The sequence below is a fragment of the Moraxella sp. TY6 genome, assembly GCF_048551375.1.
Lineage (GTDB): Bacteria > Pseudomonadota > Gammaproteobacteria > Pseudomonadales > Moraxellaceae > Faucicola.
The window spans coordinates 12,175-29,487 of record NZ_JBLYZJ010000010.1 but is presented as its reverse complement, the minus strand read 5'-3'; the positions used below and the strand labels follow the sequence as shown (position 1 = coordinate 29,487).

Annotated in this window: 18 protein-coding genes; 17 read left to right on the top strand and 1 reads right to left on the bottom strand. The window is 47.5% G+C overall.

Features of this window, described 5'->3' with window-relative positions; all coding sequences use genetic code 11:
• Positions 1 to 10 precede the first annotated feature (10 nt).
• From ACK1U4_RS08660 to hypE, 17 genes are all read left to right on the top strand, one after another.
• Complete coding sequence (locus ACK1U4_RS08660; protein ID WP_419401129.1) at positions 11 to 2,581, top strand: carbamoyltransferase HypF; 2,571 nt, start codon at positions 11 to 13, stop codon at positions 2,579 to 2,581.
• Positions 2,582 to 2,710: 129 nt separating this feature from the next.
• The gene (locus ACK1U4_RS08655; protein ID WP_419401128.1) at positions 2,711 to 3,874 is read left to right on the top strand and encodes a hydrogenase small subunit; all 1,164 of its coding nucleotides are present in this window, start codon (positions 2,711 to 2,713) and stop codon (positions 3,872 to 3,874) included.
• Between the two features lie 138 nt (positions 3,875 to 4,012).
• A complete protein-coding gene (locus ACK1U4_RS08650; protein WP_419401127.1) occupies positions 4,013 to 5,866 on the top strand; it encodes a nickel-dependent hydrogenase large subunit in 1,854 nt (617 codons plus the stop codon).
• 32 nt (positions 5,867 to 5,898) lie between these two features.
• Positions 5,899 to 6,471, top strand: coding sequence for a HupE/UreJ family protein (locus ACK1U4_RS08645; protein ID WP_419401126.1), 573 nt, complete (start codon positions 5,899 to 5,901; stop codon positions 6,469 to 6,471).
• 49 nt (positions 6,472 to 6,520) lie between these two features.
• Positions 6,521 to 7,330 (top strand): Ni/Fe-hydrogenase, b-type cytochrome subunit, encoded by an 810-nt coding sequence (cybH, locus tag ACK1U4_RS08640; RefSeq protein ID WP_419401125.1) that lies wholly within the window; start codon positions 6,521 to 6,523, stop codon positions 7,328 to 7,330.
• 80 nt (positions 7,331 to 7,410) lie between these two features.
• Positions 7,411 to 8,040, top strand: coding sequence for a HyaD/HybD family hydrogenase maturation endopeptidase (locus ACK1U4_RS08635; RefSeq protein WP_419401124.1), 630 nt, complete (start codon positions 7,411 to 7,413; stop codon positions 8,038 to 8,040).
• A 24-nt stretch (positions 8,041 to 8,064) separates the two neighbouring features.
• Positions 8,065 to 8,379: a HypC/HybG/HupF family hydrogenase formation chaperone gene (locus ACK1U4_RS08630; RefSeq protein ID WP_419401123.1), complete on the top strand. Its 315-nt coding sequence runs from the start codon at positions 8,065 to 8,067 to the stop codon at positions 8,377 to 8,379.
• A 23-nt stretch (positions 8,380 to 8,402) separates the two neighbouring features.
• A complete protein-coding gene (locus ACK1U4_RS08625; protein ID WP_419401122.1) occupies positions 8,403 to 8,825 on the top strand; it encodes a hypothetical protein in 423 nt (140 codons plus the stop codon).
• A gap of 32 nt (positions 8,826 to 8,857) precedes the next feature.
• Positions 8,858 to 9,787 (top strand): hydrogenase expression/formation protein, encoded by a 930-nt coding sequence (locus ACK1U4_RS08620; protein ID WP_419401121.1) that lies wholly within the window; start codon positions 8,858 to 8,860, stop codon positions 9,785 to 9,787.
• The gene (locus tag ACK1U4_RS08615; protein ID WP_419401120.1) at positions 9,766 to 10,038 is read left to right on the top strand and encodes a rubredoxin; all 273 of its coding nucleotides are present in this window, start codon (positions 9,766 to 9,768) and stop codon (positions 10,036 to 10,038) included. The genes ACK1U4_RS08620 and ACK1U4_RS08615 overlap by 22 nt, the downstream gene beginning before the upstream one ends.
• Positions 10,031 to 10,585 (top strand): [NiFe]-hydrogenase assembly chaperone HybE, encoded by a 555-nt coding sequence (gene hybE / locus ACK1U4_RS08610; RefSeq protein WP_419401119.1) that lies wholly within the window; start codon positions 10,031 to 10,033, stop codon positions 10,583 to 10,585. The genes ACK1U4_RS08615 and hybE overlap by 8 nt, the downstream gene beginning before the upstream one ends.
• A gap of 2 nt (positions 10,586 to 10,587) precedes the next feature.
• On the top strand, positions 10,588 to 11,892 hold the full coding sequence (locus ACK1U4_RS08605) for a hypothetical protein (RefSeq protein WP_419401118.1): 1,305 nt from the start codon (positions 10,588 to 10,590) through the stop codon (positions 11,890 to 11,892).
• Between the two features lie 171 nt (positions 11,893 to 12,063).
• A complete protein-coding gene (hypA, locus tag ACK1U4_RS08600) occupies positions 12,064 to 12,405 on the top strand; it encodes a hydrogenase maturation nickel metallochaperone HypA (RefSeq protein WP_419401117.1) in 342 nt (113 codons plus the stop codon).
• A 23-nt stretch (positions 12,406 to 12,428) separates the two neighbouring features.
• Positions 12,429 to 13,364: a hydrogenase nickel incorporation protein HypB gene (gene hypB / locus ACK1U4_RS08595; RefSeq protein ID WP_419401116.1), complete on the top strand. Its 936-nt coding sequence runs from the start codon at positions 12,429 to 12,431 to the stop codon at positions 13,362 to 13,364.
• Positions 13,365 to 13,529: 165 nt separating this feature from the next.
• Complete coding sequence (locus tag ACK1U4_RS08590; RefSeq protein ID WP_419401115.1) at positions 13,530 to 13,790, top strand: HypC/HybG/HupF family hydrogenase formation chaperone; 261 nt, start codon at positions 13,530 to 13,532, stop codon at positions 13,788 to 13,790.
• Positions 13,787 to 14,911, top strand: a complete 1,125-nt coding sequence (gene hypD, locus ACK1U4_RS08585) for a hydrogenase formation protein HypD (protein ID WP_419401114.1) — start codon at positions 13,787 to 13,789, stop codon at positions 14,909 to 14,911. The genes ACK1U4_RS08590 and hypD overlap by 4 nt, the downstream gene beginning before the upstream one ends.
• Before the next feature lie 4 nt (positions 14,912 to 14,915).
• Positions 14,916 to 15,971 carry a hydrogenase expression/formation protein HypE gene (hypE, locus tag ACK1U4_RS08580; RefSeq protein WP_419401113.1) on the top strand — a complete coding sequence of 352 codons (1,056 nt, stop codon included), beginning with the start codon at positions 14,916 to 14,918 and terminating at the stop codon, positions 15,969 to 15,971.
• Here the strand turns inward: hypE and hemL are convergent.
• Entirely contained in the window at positions 15,968 to 17,263 is a 1,296-nt protein-coding gene (gene hemL, locus ACK1U4_RS08575; RefSeq protein ID WP_419401112.1) for a glutamate-1-semialdehyde 2,1-aminomutase, read from the bottom strand. The genes hypE and hemL overlap by 4 nt on opposite strands.
• Between the last annotated feature and the right edge of the window lie 50 nt (positions 17,264 to 17,313).

The following is a 17,313-nucleotide window of genomic DNA, read 5'->3' as shown; positions in this document are numbered from 1 at the left end:
TCAATTTATCATGCGTGTTTGGCAAATTCGTATCACAGGTCAAGTACAAGGCGTGGGCTTTCGTCCATTCATTTATACGTTGGCAAAACAATTTGGGCTAGTGGGTTGGGTAAAGAACGATTTGGCAGGGGTGCTAGTCACTGTGCAAGCACAAGATGCTGATTTACAAGCATTTTTACAGACCCTACAACAACGACCACCACCATTAGCCAAAATTGTGTCTGTGAGCGTAAGCCAACTACCACCCCCATCCCAATCATTTGATGACTTTCAAATTATGGCGACTGACCAAACTTTTGTGTCAGTCGATGATTCTCAGACGTTCGTGCCTGTCGATGCCCATGTATGTGAGGCGTGTTTGGCAGAGCTACATGACCCCAATGACCGCCGTTTTGGTTATCCGTTTATCAATTGTACCGAATGCGGGCCTCGCTTTTCGATTATTCATCACTTACCGTATGACCGTGAGCATACCAGCATGGCGAAGTTTGTCATGTGTGAGGCGTGTTGGGCGGAGTACCATGACCCTAACTCAAGGCGATACCATGCCCAACCGATTGCTTGTCCAGATTGTGGCTGTCATGTGTTTTGGTATCGTGATGGTGAGGTGAGTTTGACCGCAGAGCCTGCGATTCAGCGTTGCCGAGAAGCCCTTAAAAATGGTGATATCGTGGCAATCAAAAGCGTGGGTGGGTTTCATTTGGCAGTGGATGCGACCAATGAGCAAGCCGTTAAACGCCTGCGTGAGCGTAAAAATCGCCCTCACAAGCCATTGGCAATCTTGTTAAAAAATCTTGATAACGTTCGCCAAATTGCCCATGTTTCACCGATAGAGGCAGAACATTTGACCGCCACAGGTCGCCCAATCGTGTTGTTAAATAAGCGTGGGGCGATGACGTTTGAGTCGTGTGTGGCTCAATCGGCTGAACTGACCGTTGATTCAATTGTTGAGCCGACTACCAAATTGATTGCCCAATCAGTCGCACCGCATCAAGCCTCAATTGGCGTGATGTTACCGTCTGCACCCTTGCATGAGTTGTTGCTAGAGGATGGTTTGACAGCCTTGGTGATGACCAGTGGGAATGTGGCAGGCTATCCGATTGAATTTGATAATACTGAGGCGATACAGCGATTGGCTGGCGTGGCGGATGGGTGGTTACTTAATGACCGAGATATCGTCATGCGAGTGGATGATTCGGTGATGCGGTGTATCACCTTGCCAAATTCATTGTCTGTGGCTGTGTGGCTACGCAAAGGGCGAGGCTATGCCCCTTATCCTGTGACATTGGATTTTTTGCCATTAAGGTCAGATTTGGTGATGGTGGCGTATGGCAGTCAGCTCAAAAATACCGTGGGTTTTTTGCAAGGCTCACAAGCCTATATTAGCCAACATATTGGGGATTTGGATAGTCCTGCCAATGTGGACTCACAGCATCAAGTATTGCGTCATTTAATGGGATTGTATGCGGTGCGTCCTAACGTGGCGGTGGTTGATGCTCATCCTGAATTTGGCAAAAATATCGGCAATTTTTCGCCAATTTCTCAAGCGGACTTTGCCAATGCTGATTTTCCCAGTGCTAACTTTCCCAGTGCCAATTTTCCCAATGAGGCTAACGTAATAAAGGTGCAACACCACCACGCTCATATGGCAAGCTGTATGGCGGACAATCAACTGACAGGGCAGACATTGGGCGTGATTTTTGATGGGTTAGGGTTTGGTGGCTGTGATGATACAGGTACGGTTGAGCCTAATATTGCTGATGGTGAATTGTGGGGTGGCGAGTTTTTATTGGGGGATTATCGCTCAGTCAAGCGAGTGGCTCACCTTGCCTCACTGCCGTTGATTGGTGGTGATAAGGCGGTACATGAACCGATTCGCACGGCATTTGGCTTGGTTTATGAGGCACAACTGGGGGATTGCATTGACAAGATTCCCAGTTTAGCAATGCTCACGACTACCGAACGCACGATTTTTACCCAAATGCTGAATAAAAACCTCAATACCTTTGCCACGACCAGTATGGGGCGGTTATTTGATGGGGTATCTGCTTTATTGGGGCTGTGTCGTTATAGCCAGTATGAGGCTCAAGCACCGATGATGCTTGAAGATGCCTTGCTTTATAATAAACAGCTTGATAATAGAAAGTTTGACAATAACGAGCTTGATAATAGTCAATTTGAGCCGTCACAATTCGCATTGCCTTTGCTTGAAGGGTATGAATTTGAATTAGTACGTCAACATTCTGATGATAATTTTGTCCCATTGATGTTGGATTATCGCCCTGTGATTGTGGCAATGGTGGCGGACATTATGGCACAACAATCGGTGGCGGTGATTAGCCATAAATTTCATTCTGCGGTGGTGCGAGCTGTGGGGATGGTTTGCCAAGCCATTCAAACTCAAGTCGGTGTTCGGCAGGTGGTGTTATCGGGGGGTGTGTTTAGCAATGGGTTTTTATTATCAAATACGCTACAGCATTTGCAACAATTGGGCTTTGAAGCATACGCTCATCAGCAAGTGCCGACTGGTGATGGCGGTATTGCGTTGGGGCAGTTAGCGGTGGCAAGTCAGCAATTATGATAATTCAGTGACAATAAAAATCTCCGTATCATTGTGCCATTGTAATCATAATGTTATATAATGTAATATTAATTTGACAAGTTATATATTTTAATGATAAGCATTCGCATTTGGTAATGGAGTGAGTGAATGGAAACTTTTTATGAAGTGATGAAGCGTCAAGGTATTTCAAGACGCAGTTTTTTGAAGTTTTGTTCGTTGACGACTGCAGCGTTAGGGCTGAGTCCTGCTCATGCCGAAACCATTGCCAAAGCGATGGAAACCAAGCCTCGTATTCCTGTGCTATGGCTTCATGGGCTTGAATGTACTTGCTGTTCGGAGTCCTTTATTCGTGCGGCTCACCCATTGGTCAAAGATGTGGTTTTGTCCATGATTTCATTGGATTATGATGATACATTGATGGCATCCGCAGGGCATCAAGCCGAGGCGATTTTAGATGAAATCATGACTAAATATAAAGGCAATTATATTTTGGCAGTGGAAGGCAATCCACCATTAAATGAAGATGGCATGTTTAGCATCCAGTCGGGCAAGCCATTTGTCGAAAAGCTCAAGCACGTTGCCAAAGATGCCAAAGCTATTATTGCGTGGGGGTCATGTGCGTCATGGGGCTGTGTACAATCTGCCAAACCCAACCCCACCCAAGCCACGCCCATTCATAAAGTCATCACCGACAAGCCCATTATCAAAGTCCCAGGTTGCCCACCGATTGCCGAGGTGATGACTGGGGTCATTACTTATATGCTGACCTTTGATGCCATGCCAGAGCTTGACCGCCAAGGTCGCCCAAAAATGTTTTATAGCCAACGTATTCACGATAAATGCTATCGCCGTCCGCATTTTGATGCAGGGCAGTTTGTCGAGGCGTGGGATGATGAATCGGCTCGCAAAGGCTTTTGTTTATATAAAATGGGTTGTAAAGGCCCGACCACCTATAATGCTTGTTCAACGATTCAATGGAATGCAGGCACGAGTTTCCCAATTCGTGCAGGGCATGGCTGTATTGGCTGTTCTGAAGAAGGATTTTGGGATAAAGGCTCATTCTATAACCGTCTGACCAACATTCCTGCGTTTGGGGTAGAGGCGAATGCCGATAAAATTGGCGGTACGGCTGCCGTTGTCGCTGGGGCTGCCATTGCTGCCCATGCTGCCATGTCGATGCTCAAAAAAGCCTCCTCGAATAAAAAACCCACCGCACCGACCGCAGTCGCACCCACGACCACTGTCACACAAACCACAACCGAAACGACCGTGACCACGGTGGATAATCAACAAGTTGTGGATAAGACGTAATTATCGTTGTTTAAATTAGAACTTTTGTAGGGGCGTATTGAATACGCCCAAAACAGCAAAATATGATTTCTAATTTAATTTACGAAAAATACCCATAATTCTTAACATTGGTACAATGATAAACATTTAGGAGCAAGCATGGCGACTACCACACAAGGGTTTAATTTGGACAATAGCGGACGGCGAATTGTTGTTGACCCAGTGACTCGTATCGAAGGCTATATGCGTTGTGAAGTCAATGTGGACAGCAACAACATTATCCGCAATGCCGTATCCACAGGCACGATGTGGCGTGGGCTAGAAGTGATTTTAAAAGGGCGTGACCCTCGTGATGCGTGGGCGTTTGTTGAGCGAATTTGTGGGGTCTGTACAGGAACGCACGCCTTGGCTTCGGTGCGTGCGGTCGAAGATGCGTTGGATATCAAAATCCCAACCAACGCCCATTTGATTCGTGAAATGATGGCAAAAACCCTGCAAGTCCATGACCATGCGGTGCATTTTTATCATTTACACGCCCTTGATTGGGTGGATGTGATTTCAGCCCTCAAAGCCGACCCCAAAAAAACCTCCGAATTACAACAGTTGGTATCGCCCTCACACCCTTTGTCATCAGCAGGGTATTTCCGTGATGTGCAGAACCGCCTCAAAAAATTCGTGGATAGCGGACAATTAGGGCCGTTTATGAATGGTTATTGGGGCAATAAATCGTATGCCTTGCCACCAGAAGCCAATTTGATGGCGGTGACGCATTATTTGGAAGCCCTTGATTTACAAAAAGAATGGGTCAAAGTGCATACGATTTTTGGTGGTAAAAATCCGCACCCCAATTATTTGGTGGGTGGCGTGCCTTGTGCCATTAATATGAATGGCGACTTGGCGGCAGGAGCTCCCATTAACATGGAACGCCTAAACTTTGTCAAAGCCCGTATCCAAGAGATGATTGACTTTAACAATAATGTCTATCTGCCTGACGTATTGGCGATTGGTACGATTTATAAGCAAGCAGGTTGGCTGTATGGCGGTGGCTTGGCATCGACAAACGTGGCGGATTATGGGACTTATGAAAAAGTCGCCTATGACCCAACCACTCAGCAAATGCCCGGTGGGGTGATTTTGAATGGTAATTGGGATGAAATCCACCCAATCGACCCTCGTGACCCAGAGCAAGTGCAAGAGTTTGTGACGCACAGTTGGTATCAATATGCCGATGAAAACAAAGGCTTGCACCCTTGGGATGGCGTGACTGAGCCAAAATTTGAGCTAGGGGCAAATACCAAAGGCACACGCACCAATATTGAAAATATTGATGAAGCAGGCAAATATTCATGGATTAAAGCCCCACGTTGGCGAGGTCATGCGGTCGAAGTTGGACCTTTGCCACGCTATATTTTGGGCTATGTTCATGCCACCAAAGGCAATCCGCATTGCCAACGTATCAAAGAACAAGTCGATTATTCGGCACAAATGATTAACCATGACGTGCCAAAATTATTGGGTTTACCAGAAACTGACTTGACCCTTAAACAACTACTACCAAGTACCATTGGACGCACCCTTGCACGAGCATTGGAATCGCAATATTGCTCTGAAATGCTGATGGATGACTATAACGCCCTTATTGCCAATATCAAAAATGGCGATACCGTCACCGCCAATGTCGAAAAATGGGACCCAAGCACTTGGCCAAAAGAAGCCAAAGGCGTGGGGGCTGTGGCAGCACCTCGGGGTATGTTGGGGCATTGGATAAAAATCAAAGATGGTAAAATTGAGAATTATCAATGTGTTGTCCCAACGACTTGGAATGGTAGCCCTCGTGATGCCAAAGGACAGATTGGGGCGTTTGAAGCGAGTTTGTTAAATACACCGATGTCAAACCCAGAAGAACCGCTAGAAATTTTGCGTACCCTACATTCATTTGACCCATGTTTGGCGTGTTCGACCCATGTGATGAGTGAAGATGGGCAAGAAATGGCAAAAGTACAAGTGCGATAAGTTTTTAATTATTAGATATGATAGGAATGACCATGAAAAAATTTGGCTGTTTATTGGCACTATTGGCATTAAGTCCGCTCGCACAGGCCCACACAGGGCATTTGCATGGCAGTTTTATGGATGGCGTGGTACATCCCTTTGGGTTTGACCATTTATTGGCGATGTTGGCGGTGGGGCTATGGGCATCTAAGTCATTAACAGGTATGCGTCAATGGCTTGCACCTTTGGCATTTGTGGCAAGCTTGTTGGTTGGTGCGGTGTTTAGTCATTTGACAGGTACGGCATTTGGTTGGACAGAAGGGCTGATTGCAGGTAGTGTGATTGCTTTTGCAGGGCTGTTGGTCGTACCAAATGTCCGTCAAGCGTTGGGATTTGCCTTGATTGTGTCAGCAGGCGTGGCTCATGGCTTTGCTCATGGGCTAGAGGCGACCCAAGGCGGTGTATTTACCTTGTACGCCATTGGCTTTATGCTGACAACCATTGCTTTGCACATTGTCGGATTGTTGGCAGGTCAGCGTTTGCTAAAACAAAACTGGCAATGGCAAGGTGTGGGTGCGATGATGGCAGGCTATGGCGTGTATGCCTTGGGTATGATGGCAGGTTAGTTTTATTTTATAATATTTTTAGTTTGTGTTTACAGTAAGGATGCCCACCATGACGACAACGCAATCAGTCAGTTCCGTGAATTCTGCTACGCTTGCGAGTGATACTTTAATGGATTCACCTCGCATGCTGGATGGCAGTGAGGGAAATGCGATGGATAATTATCATAACGATGAACAAGAGATTCGCACAGGCTTGATGACGCAAGCGGTATTTGTATATCCGTGGGCGATTCGTGTTTGGCACTGGGTGAATGCGTTGGCGATTGTGGTGCTATGTGTGACAGGCTATTTGATTGGTAAGCCGTTACCGACCCAGCAGGGTGAAGCCACGTTTTTGTTTTTGATGGGCTATATCCGTTTTATCCATTTTACCGCAGGCTATATCATGGCAATAGGGTTTTTATTGCGGATTTATATGGCAATTGTCGGTAATCATCATGCTCGTGAGATGTTTAGCATTCCGTTTCGCAATCGCCAGTTTTGGCAAGAGTTATTGTATGTGATGAAGTCGTATGCTTTTATGCGTACGCTCAAGCATCGTTATGTGGGGCATAATCCCATGTCACGCTTGTCGATGATTGGCTTTGCAGGGTTAAGTGTCTTTATGATAATGACAGGGTTTGCCTTGTATGGTGAGGGGACGTTGGCAGGGTCGTGGGCGAATACGTTGTTTAGTAGTTGGATGATTCCGCTATTTGGTGGCAATTCACAAAATTTACATACCTTTCATCGTTTGGGCATGTGGTTGGTGATTTTGTTTGTGATGATTCATGTGTATGCCGCTATTCGTGAAGAAATTGTTGGTCGCCAAAGTATGATTAGCACCATGATATCAGGTTGGCGGTTTTTTAAAGATTGATTTAGCGTTGGTTAAATTAGCAATAAAAACGGTTTATAGGGGCGTATTGAATACGCCCAAAATTTTATAGTGGATAAAAGATGACCATTCGTGTATTGGGAATTGGCAATGTGTTGTGGGCGGACGAGGGGTTTGGCGTTCGCTGTGTCGAAGCGTTATTGGCAAATTATCAGTTTAGCCCCAGTATTGAGCTGATTGATGGGGGAACGCAAGGCTTGTATCTACTTGAATATGTACAAGAATCTACCCATTTAATCATCTTGGATGCGATTGATTATGGCTTGCCCGCAGGTACGCTCAAAGTTGTCGAGGATGAAGACGTGCCGAAATTTTTGGGGGCGAAAAAAATGAGCCTGCACCAAACAGGCTTTCAAGAGGTTTTGCAGTTGTCATTATTGACAGGGCATTACCCACAGTCGTTGGTGCTGATAGGTTGCCAACCAGAACAAATCGAAGATTATGGCGGTAGCTTGACCGACACCGTCAAACAAGCGATTGCCCCTGCCTTACAGCTTGCTGTTGAACGCTTGCAATCATGGGGCGTGACCGTCACACCCAGAGCCTCCGCCAATCCCATACCGCTAGACCCTCGTGTCACCAATGTCAGTGAAACAGGTATTGGGGCGGAATTGGCGATGGATTTATATGAACAAGGGCGACCCGATGCCGATATCGCATGGCGACATGGCGATGACCGATTTCGTCCATAAGGTTGTTTGATAAAAGGATAAGCCATGTGTTTAGGTATTCCGATGCAGGTAGAACAAGTCAGCGAAGGGCGTGCGTGGGTGCGTACGACTGCCGAAGAGGCGTTGCAAGTGGTCGAAACTGCCTTGATTGGTACGCCCAAGGTAGGGGATTGGCTGTTGGTGTTTTTGGGGTCGGCTCGTGAGGTGCTAACTGTGGAGCGAGTGGCGGAGATTCGCCAAGCCCAAGCCTTGATTGTTCAAGCGATGACAGGCAATTATCAAGCAGATACGGCAGTGGATTTTGCCTTGCCGTCACAAATGAGCCAAGCTCAATTACAGCAACTTTTGGGTTTGGGATAGGTTAAATAGGTTTAAATAAACATATGAGTGAAAGTGAGCGACATCCGTTATTTTTACGGTTAATTGATAGCTGTCAAGCCAATGAGATTGATTTGGCAAATATTGAAGAATTTTTGGCAAGCCCAAGTGATTTGGCAACCGTGCTGTTTTTTACAGGCGACCCTGTGCGTCACCCCGAGGGGCTAGATGTGGCAGTGGTATTGCCAGAATTATGGCGTGAATTTCCCAATCAATGTCGTCTTGGGGTGGTGACAACGGAGGCAGAAATGCCCCTTGCAGAGCGATTTGGCGTGACGATTCGCCCTACCTTGGTATTTTTGCAAGGCGGTAGCGTGGTCGGCCAAATTAAAGGCATGCAAGATTGGGATGTATTTGTGCCAATGTTTGCTGAGGGGTTGGCAAAAGTGCGTCAAGCCTCCAATAAAATCACCCTTACCAGTATTTAAACAGACCCAATTTAAACAGACAAGGAATGGCAATGAGCGAGCCAAATGTATTTGACCCCATGCGGATTCCGATGGTGGCAGAAGCCTCCAAACTGACCGCAGGGTTTAATAGTGATGATGGGTTGGCGTATATGTCGATGCCAAACCAAATGTCGGTGTATCAAGCCCCCATTTTACCAGAGCCAGAAGAAATGGTCGCTCATCAAGGGGCGGTCGCTACGCTGAATGCGTTGATTGATATGGTTAAACAACAGCTTGCAGGCGAGGTGGTCGCACCGATGACGCTACGCCATTTGAGTGAAGCGGATTTGACGGTGGTCAATCAAGTGTTGGGCGAGGGCGAGGTGTCCGCCACCATTGTGGGTGATGATAGCCTTAATTTGGTGCAAATTGACATTCAAGAAACCGCCTTTGTTGGGGTGTGGCGAGTGATTGCCTTGGCTCAAGGGGTCAAGGTGTATGATGCGATTGAGGTGGGGACAATTCCTGCGTTGATTTGGCAGACCGCCCAACAAGATGCTCAAGTCACTCATACGCCCAGTCCATTGCCCAAAGAGTTGGTTAATATTCCCTCGATTATCCATGAAATTCAATCACATAGCCAAGCTAGTTTAGCAATGCAGGGGGAGGGACAAGGACAAAACGGCTTTGCCACGACCACGCCCCATGTGGTGAATTTGACGTTATTGCCTTTGACCGAAGTAGATATTGCCTATATTGATGACCAACTGGGGACAGGGCGGATTACGATTTTGTCACGAGGCTATGGCAACTGCCGTATTACCAACACTTTGACCGCTCATACATGGCGATTGGTGTATTATAATTCTCAAGATAATGTGATTCTCAACTGTATCGAAGTCACGGATGTGCCGTTGGTGGCGTGTGCCAGTGAGTCGGATTTGGCAGATACCTTGGAGCGGTTGGTGGAAGTATTGGCATGGTTGGAGTCGGACGCATGAATGATGACGCATTAACATCGCAAACCTCAACCTATCAAGGTTTTGAGGGCAGTTATTTGGGCGATGCCAGTCGCATTAGCGATGATAGCAAAATGGAATGTAAAATCTGTTGGCACGTGTACGACCCTGCCGAGGGCGATGATTATTGGCAAATCCCTGCTGGCACACCGTTTAGCCAGTTGCCTGCCCATTGGCGTTGCCCCAATTGTGATGGCGATGCCACGCAGTTTATGGTCGTCCATGATGACTGAGCAACATGAACGAGTAGGGGTATTGTATCGGCATTTTGTGGCGATTGCTGACACCAGTATGGCGGATATGCCACTCAATCATCCCAATATCACGGTAGAAACCATTGGCTTTCGTGTGGTGTGTGATAATGCCAATATAAATGCCAATGAATCGCAAGGTTTGCTCGGTGTATTAATCACACCGTGGGCGATGAATTTGGTGTGGTTGCCTACCGTTTATCAAGCCCTTACTCAGCCAGTCGGTGCGATTGTTCAGCATGAATTTGGTGAGATGGCGTTTGATTTTATCCAAGCCTTTGATGACACCTTGGGGGCGTATCAAACTTGCTCGCTAGAATCGCCATTAGAAAGCGTGCCAGACCAAGAGCAAGCCAGATGGTTGGCGTTAGGGGTGATGAGCCATTTATCGCAAGCGATGGCAAATCCTACAAAACATGATGCTACCACGGCTCGCCATTCCACCACCGCCCAACACACACCGTCAATCCCTATCACAGCGACAGATACGCCCAGTTTGTCACGCCGTAGATTGTTTACTGGTAGGTAGTCATGTTAGCAATGGCAGGCGGTTATCAGCTTGATTATCCCACTCCAAATGCAGTATCGCCAAATCAGCGATTGATTGACGGTGGTCGTCCAATATTGGCAGATGGGGTGCTGGATAAATTGTTGGCAAATCAGCCATTGGCGACCGTGCCGACTGTGCTAGGGGCGGTGTTTAATCTATGCTCACACGCTCACCGCCATGTCAGTCAATTAGCCATTCACACCGCTTGCCAAACAGATATTAAGCAGTTTAATTCGGATGTTAGCATTGACCGACAATCGTTGTATTGGCTGACCCTTAAAGACCATTTACAAACCATGGCAATGCAATGGCGAGCCACAGACGATAAGGCACAGGCAGTCAAGCCGATAGATTGGCAAAGCTGTCCGTTATGGGAGCAATCAGCGACATCGCAATTTTCCGATACCGCATGGCAAAACCGTGTGCGAGATTGGTTTGTTGAGCAAATTTTGGCAATAGAAACGAATAAAACAGCCGATGTGACGACTGATGCACAGCCCACAAGCCAACAGGTTTTGCTAGATTGGTGGCAACATTGGCAGATGGAGGGGGAAACATGGCTTTATCAATGGGTTGCACAACAGGCAGAAAAACACCACCCCATTGCCTTGTACGCCCAACAGCAATGGCAACTTTGTCAAAGCATTGCCCCAAACGATATTAACAATGAAAGCTTAATCGTTGAGTTAAAGGCTACCCCCACCTGTTTAACACAGTTGAGCGAACCACAATTACAGCAACTATGGCACGCTTGGCAAACTGAGGGTAATTTTTGCCAATATCCGCATTTGGCAGGGCAAGTACCAACCGTAGGTATTTGGGGGCGAGTGGCACAAACCCTTTTCACAAATCAACCAGAGAATCAACCAACGGCATTGAGCCTGTGGGGGCAAATCATGGCTCGGTTGGTGGATAGTGTTGCGTTGTTATTACATGAAACGTTTGTTGGGCAAGATTTATTTTATCAGCCGAATTATTTACCGATGGGGGCATTGCCCATTGTAACTGACGATACAGCCACACGAGGGGCGGTGGCGTGGGTGGCGATGGGGCGTGGGATTTTGGTGCATTTGGTTGAATTGGTGCGTGCTGATGGCGATTATCGAGTGCAACGGTATGGCGTGATTGCACCGACTGAATGGCATTTTCATCCCAAGGGTAGGCTTTATCAGCAATTAATGGCATTGCAGTTTGCCAATGTTTCCTTGACAAAACAACAGCTTATGGCTATGGTAACGGCTTTTGACCCTTGTGTTGGCGTGAGCGTCAATGGTGAGGGGTTGTAGTTACGGCTTACGCAAAAGACACTAGATTCCTGCATTCGCAGGAATGACGACACTGTTTTGATTTTCGTCACCCCTGCGTAGGCAGAGGTCTAGCGTCTTTATATAGCAATATAAATTTAAAATTTGTGTAAACCCTAATGGTAAAAGAGCTTTAATTGAGGTGTACAGGTTATGCACGAGATGAGTTTAGCCCAAGGCATTGTCGAAATGGTCGAACGTACCGCCCAACACGAGCAGTTTAGCCGTGTCAAGCAGTTGCATTTGCAAGTGGGGGCGTTGGCAGGCGTGGAGGTGCAAGCGTTACGTTTTGCCCTTGACAGCATGAGCCATGAGGGCGTGTTGCAAGGGGTGACGGTGCTGATTGACACACCCAAGGCGACAGCGTGGTGCTTGCATTGCTCCAATGCGGTGGAAATCACCGAGCGAGGGCAGGCGTGTCCGCTGTGCGGTAGCTACCAAATTCAGCCGACCAGTGGCACAGAATTAAAAGTCGTAGATATGATTGTGATTTAATTGTTTGGATAAAAGGAAAAATTATGTGTACTGTTTGTGGTTGTGGCACGGCTACCCTTGAAACCCCTGAACACGTGACGATTGATGCCAAAACAGGCGATATGCACTTTGGGCTAGGCTCAGCACACGTCAGCCTACCGCATGTAAGCCAAGAACGCACCATTAAAATTGAGCAAGACGTGCTATCCGCCAATGCCAGTATTGCCGAACGCAATCGCCGTCATTTTGTATCGCATGGCGTAAAAGTGTTTAATCTGGTGTCAAGCCCCGGCTCGGGCAAAACCACGCTATTATGTGCCACCATTCAAGCGTTGCGTGAGCGTTATCCCAACTTGCCTGTGGCAGTGGTGGAGGGCGACCAACAGACCAGTAATGATGCTGACCGTATTCGTGCCACAGGTGTGCCTGCGATTCAAGTCAATACAGGCAAAGGCTGTCACCTTGATGCCATGATGATTGAACACGCTTTTGCTAATCTACCTATCCATGACCATAGCCATGCCTCTGACCACAGCCATGAGCGGAATGACAGCCATGAGCGTAATGATAGCCATGAGCCAAGCGATAGTGATAATGGTGAGAAAGCCAAGTCTGTTGCCCCCAATTTGACAGGCTTGCAGTTCGCCCCAGTCAATAAAGCCTTACCCAATAGCCTATTGTTTATCGAAAATGTCGGTAATTTGGTCTGTCCTGCCATGTGGGATTTGGGGGAAAAAGCCAAAGTGGCGATTTTATCCGTCACAGAGGGCGAGGATAAACCCATTAAATACCCAGATATGTTTGCGGTAGCCGAGGTGATGGTACTGAATAAAATTGACCTATTGCCCTACCTTAATTTTGACGTAGCCAAATGTATCGATTACGCCAAACGAGTGAATCCAAATATTCAAATCTTGCAAGTATCCGCCACCACAGGCGAGGGGATGCAAGCGTGGTTGGATTGGTTGATACAGGCTTGATGTTAAACTGTTTTCTGAGTGTAGTATCTAGTCAAATTTTTTATTTGACCCCACCCCAGCCCTCCCCTTAGCAGGGGAGGGAGTGGTTCTCCCCCTGGTAAGGGGGAGTTAGAGGGGGTATTGTTAAAAGAGATATATTATCTCTGAGTAAAAAGCGAGTCATTTATGTGTTTGGCATTACCTGCAAAAGTCATTGCAATTCACGCCAGTCAAGCGACTATCAACCTTGGCGGTGTGCAAAAAACTATCTCGATTGAGCTTGTGCCGACTGTGGCAGTGGGGGATTATGTGGTGGTACACGTTGGCTATGCCATTGGTATCATCGACCCTGTGCAAGCCGAACAAACGCTCCAATTATTCGCCAATCTCGAATCAGATACCCAAAATCTGCCACCGACTAGCCCAGTCACAGGAGTCAGTGTATGAAATATATTGACGAATACCGTGACCCTGCTACCGCCAAGGCAATCGCCCAACAAATCCACGCCCATGCTGACCCCAAGCGTCAATATGCCTTGATGGAATTTTGTGGGGGGCATACCCATGCCATTGCTCGGTATGGCATTAGCGAGCTACTCCCCAACAATGTGCGAATGATTCATGGGCCAGGTTGTCCTGTGTGCGTGTTGCCGATTGGGCGGATTGACCAAGCCATTGATTTGGCATTACGTCATCAAGTGATTTTATGCACCTATGGCGATACCATGCGAGTGCCTGCCAGTGGTGGCTTATCGCTGATGAAAGCTCGTGCCAAAGGGGCGGATATTCGCATGGTGTATTCTGCCAGTGATGCGTTGCAATTAGCCATTGATAAACCTGATAAACAAGTGGTGTTTTTTGCCATTGGCTTTGAAACCACCACACCACCGACAGCGATGGTTATCCAAAATGCCGACCGTCAAGGCATCCGCAATTTTTCGGTATTATGCTGTCATGTCCTTACGCCCCCTGCGATTGGGCATATTTTACAATCCGCCCCCAATGATAGCCATGAAAAAGGCGTGAATTTGGATGGATTTATTGGTCCTGCCCACGTCAGTATTATCATTGGTTCACAAGCCTATCAGCCGTTTGTTGAGCAATACCAAAAACCTGTGGTGGTGGCAGGGTTTGAGCCTGTGGACGTGCTACAGGCGATTTTGATGTTAATTAAACAAATCAATGACAACCGTGCCGAAGTCGAAAACGAATTTATGCGTACCGTCAGTTTACAGGGCAATGCGGTGGCACTTGAGGCGATGGCAGATGTGTTTGAACTGCGAGAAAGCTTTGAATGGCGAGGTTTGGGCGAAATGCCAAACAGTGCGGTGCGACTGCGTGAGCGATATCGTGCCTTTGATGCCGAATATAAATTTGATTTGACGTATCAAGCCGTCCCTGACCATAAACAGTGCGACTGTGGGGCGATTTTGCGAGGTGTCAAAACCCCCACCGATTGCAAATTATTCGGCACAGTTTGCACGCCAGATAATCCGATGGGGTCATGTATGGTGTCATCAGAAGGGGCGTGTTCGGCACATTATTCGTATGGACGCTTTCGGAGTTAGTACAATGTCAAAAAAACCGTATATCCGCCCCCTTGACCTCAAGCATGGGGTGATTGACATGAATCATGGGGCAGGGGGTCGAGCCTCTAAGCAACTGATTGACGAGCTATTTGCCAAATATTTTCACAACCCTTATTTGGGGCAAGGTGATGATGGGGCAAGGCTACCAAGTTTGGGCGAGGGTGAGCAGTTGGTGATGAGTACCGATGCCCATGTGGTTCAGCCGTTGTTTTTTGCAGGCGGTGATATCGGCACATTGGCGGTGAATGGCACGGTCAATGACCTTGCGATGATGGGAGCAAAGCCGTTATATTTGACCTGTAGTTTTATTATCGAAGCAGGGTTTGCTTTAGCGGATTTACAAAAAATCATTCAGTCGATGGCAACTTCTGCCAATATCGCCAATGTCGTCATCGTGGCAGGTGATACCAAAGTGGTGGAACGTGGCAAAGCCGATGGCGTGTTTATCAGCACCACTGGGGTTGGGGCGGTGACTGCCAAGCACCAACCAAGCGGACGCAATGCAGAAGTCGGTGACGTGGTGATTTTGTCGGGGAGTATCGCTGACCACGGTATGGCGGTGCTGTCCCAACGTGAATCGCTTGCCTTTGACAGTGCTATCGAGTCAGATTGTGCATCATTGGCTCAAGTGGTGGGTGAGTTGTGTGATGCCTTGCCAAGTGGGGCGATTAAGGTGTTGCGTGACCCTACACGAGGCGGACTTGCCACCACCTTGAACGAAATTGCCGAGCAATCCCAAGTCGGTATGCGACTACAAGAATCCGCCATTGTCATTCATCCGCAAGTGTATGGGGCGTGTGAACTATTGGGGCTTGACCCATTATATATCGCCAATGAAGGCAAGTTTATTGCCATTGTATCGCCTGCGTACCAAGAGTTGGCATTGGCGACTTTGCGAGCCAACCCACTGACCCAACAAGCCAGCGTGATTGGTGAAGTGGTGGCTGACCCCAATCATTTTATCCAAATGCAAACCCAAATTGGGGGATTACGCATGGTGGATTGGCTTAGTGGTGAGCCGTTGCCGAGAATTTGTTAAACAGCACGCATTTTGGCAAATACTTCTTTTGCTTTGGCAAGTGTTTCATCCAAATCCGCTTGACTATGCTCACTGCTCATAAAGCCCACTTCAAATGCAGACGGTGCAAGATAAATCCCACGCTCCAGCATACCATGAAAGAAGGTGGCAAATTTTTCGGCATCGCACTGCATGACTTGTTGGAAGTTTTGTGGCAATTCACCATCTGTGAAATAAATACCAAACATACCGCCCAAACGGGTGGTTTTTAGCCCAATGCTTGCTTCTTTGGCAAGTTTTTCTAAGCCATCGGTAAGATACACGACTTTTTCGCTTAACGCTTCATAAAAACCATCCACTGCCAGCAAGTCAAACATCGCAATCCCTGCTCGCATTGCCAATGGATTGCCTGCCAATGTGCCTGCTTGATACACACCCCCTAGCGGTGCAATGTGTTCCATGATTTCACGTTTGCCACCAAATGCCCCCACAGGTAAGCCTGCCCCAATGATTTTGCCAAAGGTGGTCAAATCTGGGGTGATGTTAAAGTGGGCTTGAGCCGATTTTAGACCAACACGAAAGCCTGTCATCACTTCATCAAAAATCAATACCGCCCCATTATCGGTACAAATCTGACGTAACGCATCATGGAAGGCTTGGGTTGGGATAATCATGTTCATATTACCTGCCACAGGTTCGACAATCACCCCTGCAATCTCTTGCCCAAACTTGGCAAAACATTGCTGTAACGCCTCGATATCGTTATATGGCAAGGTGATGGTATGTTTGGCAAAGTCAGCAGGTACGCCTTTCGAGGTTGGCTCACCGATATCGAGCATCCCAGAGCCTGCTTTTACCAAAAGGCTATCGCTATGACCGTGATAACAGCCCTCAAATTTGACAATTTTATCACGCCCTGTATAGCCACGAGCGAGGCGAATCGCTGACATGGTGGCTTCTGTACCAGAGCTGGTCATGCGAATCATTTCCACACTGGGAATAATCTCACAGATTTTATCCGCCACCGTGGTTTCATAAGTCGTTGGTGCGCCAAAGCTCAAGCCGTCATCGGCGGCATTTTTGACCGCTTCGATGATATGCGGATGGGTATGCCCCAAAATCATCGGCCCCCATGAACCCACATAGTCAATGTAAGGATTGCCCTCGGTGTCGTAGATTTTTGAGCCTTTGGCACGGCTGATAAACACAGGCGTACCACCCACCCCTGCGAATGCACGCACAGGCGAGTTCACGCCCCCTGCGATATGGGCTTTGGCTTGTTTAAATAACAGTTGATTGGTGGCTGAATTCATAGGGTTCTCGTGTTGGTAACAATAAAATATGCGTTAGTGTAACAAAAAAT

Coding starts and splice junctions, on each gene's coding strand:
- ACK1U4_RS08660 (WP_419401129.1), top strand. CDS start 11: ATGCGTGTTTGGCAAATTCGTATCACAGGTCAAGTACAAGGCGTGGGC.
- ACK1U4_RS08655 (WP_419401128.1), top strand. CDS start 2,711: ATGGAAACTTTTTATGAAGTGATGAAGCGTCAAGGTATTTCAAGACGC.
- ACK1U4_RS08650 (WP_419401127.1), top strand. CDS start 4,013: ATGGCGACTACCACACAAGGGTTTAATTTGGACAATAGCGGACGGCGA.
- ACK1U4_RS08645 (WP_419401126.1), top strand. CDS start 5,899: ATGAAAAAATTTGGCTGTTTATTGGCACTATTGGCATTAAGTCCGCTC.
- cybH (WP_419401125.1), top strand. CDS start 6,521: ATGACGACAACGCAATCAGTCAGTTCCGTGAATTCTGCTACGCTTGCG.
- ACK1U4_RS08635 (WP_419401124.1), top strand. CDS start 7,411: ATGACCATTCGTGTATTGGGAATTGGCAATGTGTTGTGGGCGGACGAG.
- ACK1U4_RS08630 (WP_419401123.1), top strand. CDS start 8,065: ATGTGTTTAGGTATTCCGATGCAGGTAGAACAAGTCAGCGAAGGGCGT.
- ACK1U4_RS08625 (WP_419401122.1), top strand. CDS start 8,403: ATGAGTGAAAGTGAGCGACATCCGTTATTTTTACGGTTAATTGATAGC.
- ACK1U4_RS08620 (WP_419401121.1), top strand. CDS start 8,858: ATGAGCGAGCCAAATGTATTTGACCCCATGCGGATTCCGATGGTGGCA.
- ACK1U4_RS08615 (WP_419401120.1), top strand. CDS start 9,766: ATGGTTGGAGTCGGACGCATGAATGATGACGCATTAACATCGCAAACC.
- hybE (WP_419401119.1), top strand. CDS start 10,031: ATGACTGAGCAACATGAACGAGTAGGGGTATTGTATCGGCATTTTGTG.
- ACK1U4_RS08605 (WP_419401118.1), top strand. CDS start 10,588: ATGTTAGCAATGGCAGGCGGTTATCAGCTTGATTATCCCACTCCAAAT.
- hypA (WP_419401117.1), top strand. CDS start 12,064: ATGCACGAGATGAGTTTAGCCCAAGGCATTGTCGAAATGGTCGAACGT.
- hypB (WP_419401116.1), top strand. CDS start 12,429: ATGTGTACTGTTTGTGGTTGTGGCACGGCTACCCTTGAAACCCCTGAA.
- ACK1U4_RS08590 (WP_419401115.1), top strand. CDS start 13,530: ATGTGTTTGGCATTACCTGCAAAAGTCATTGCAATTCACGCCAGTCAA.
- hypD (WP_419401114.1), top strand. CDS start 13,787: ATGAAATATATTGACGAATACCGTGACCCTGCTACCGCCAAGGCAATC.
- hypE (WP_419401113.1), top strand. CDS start 14,916: ATGTCAAAAAAACCGTATATCCGCCCCCTTGACCTCAAGCATGGGGTG.
- hemL (WP_419401112.1), bottom strand. CDS start 17,263: ATGAATTCAGCCACCAATCAACTGTTATTTAAACAAGCCAAAGCCCAT.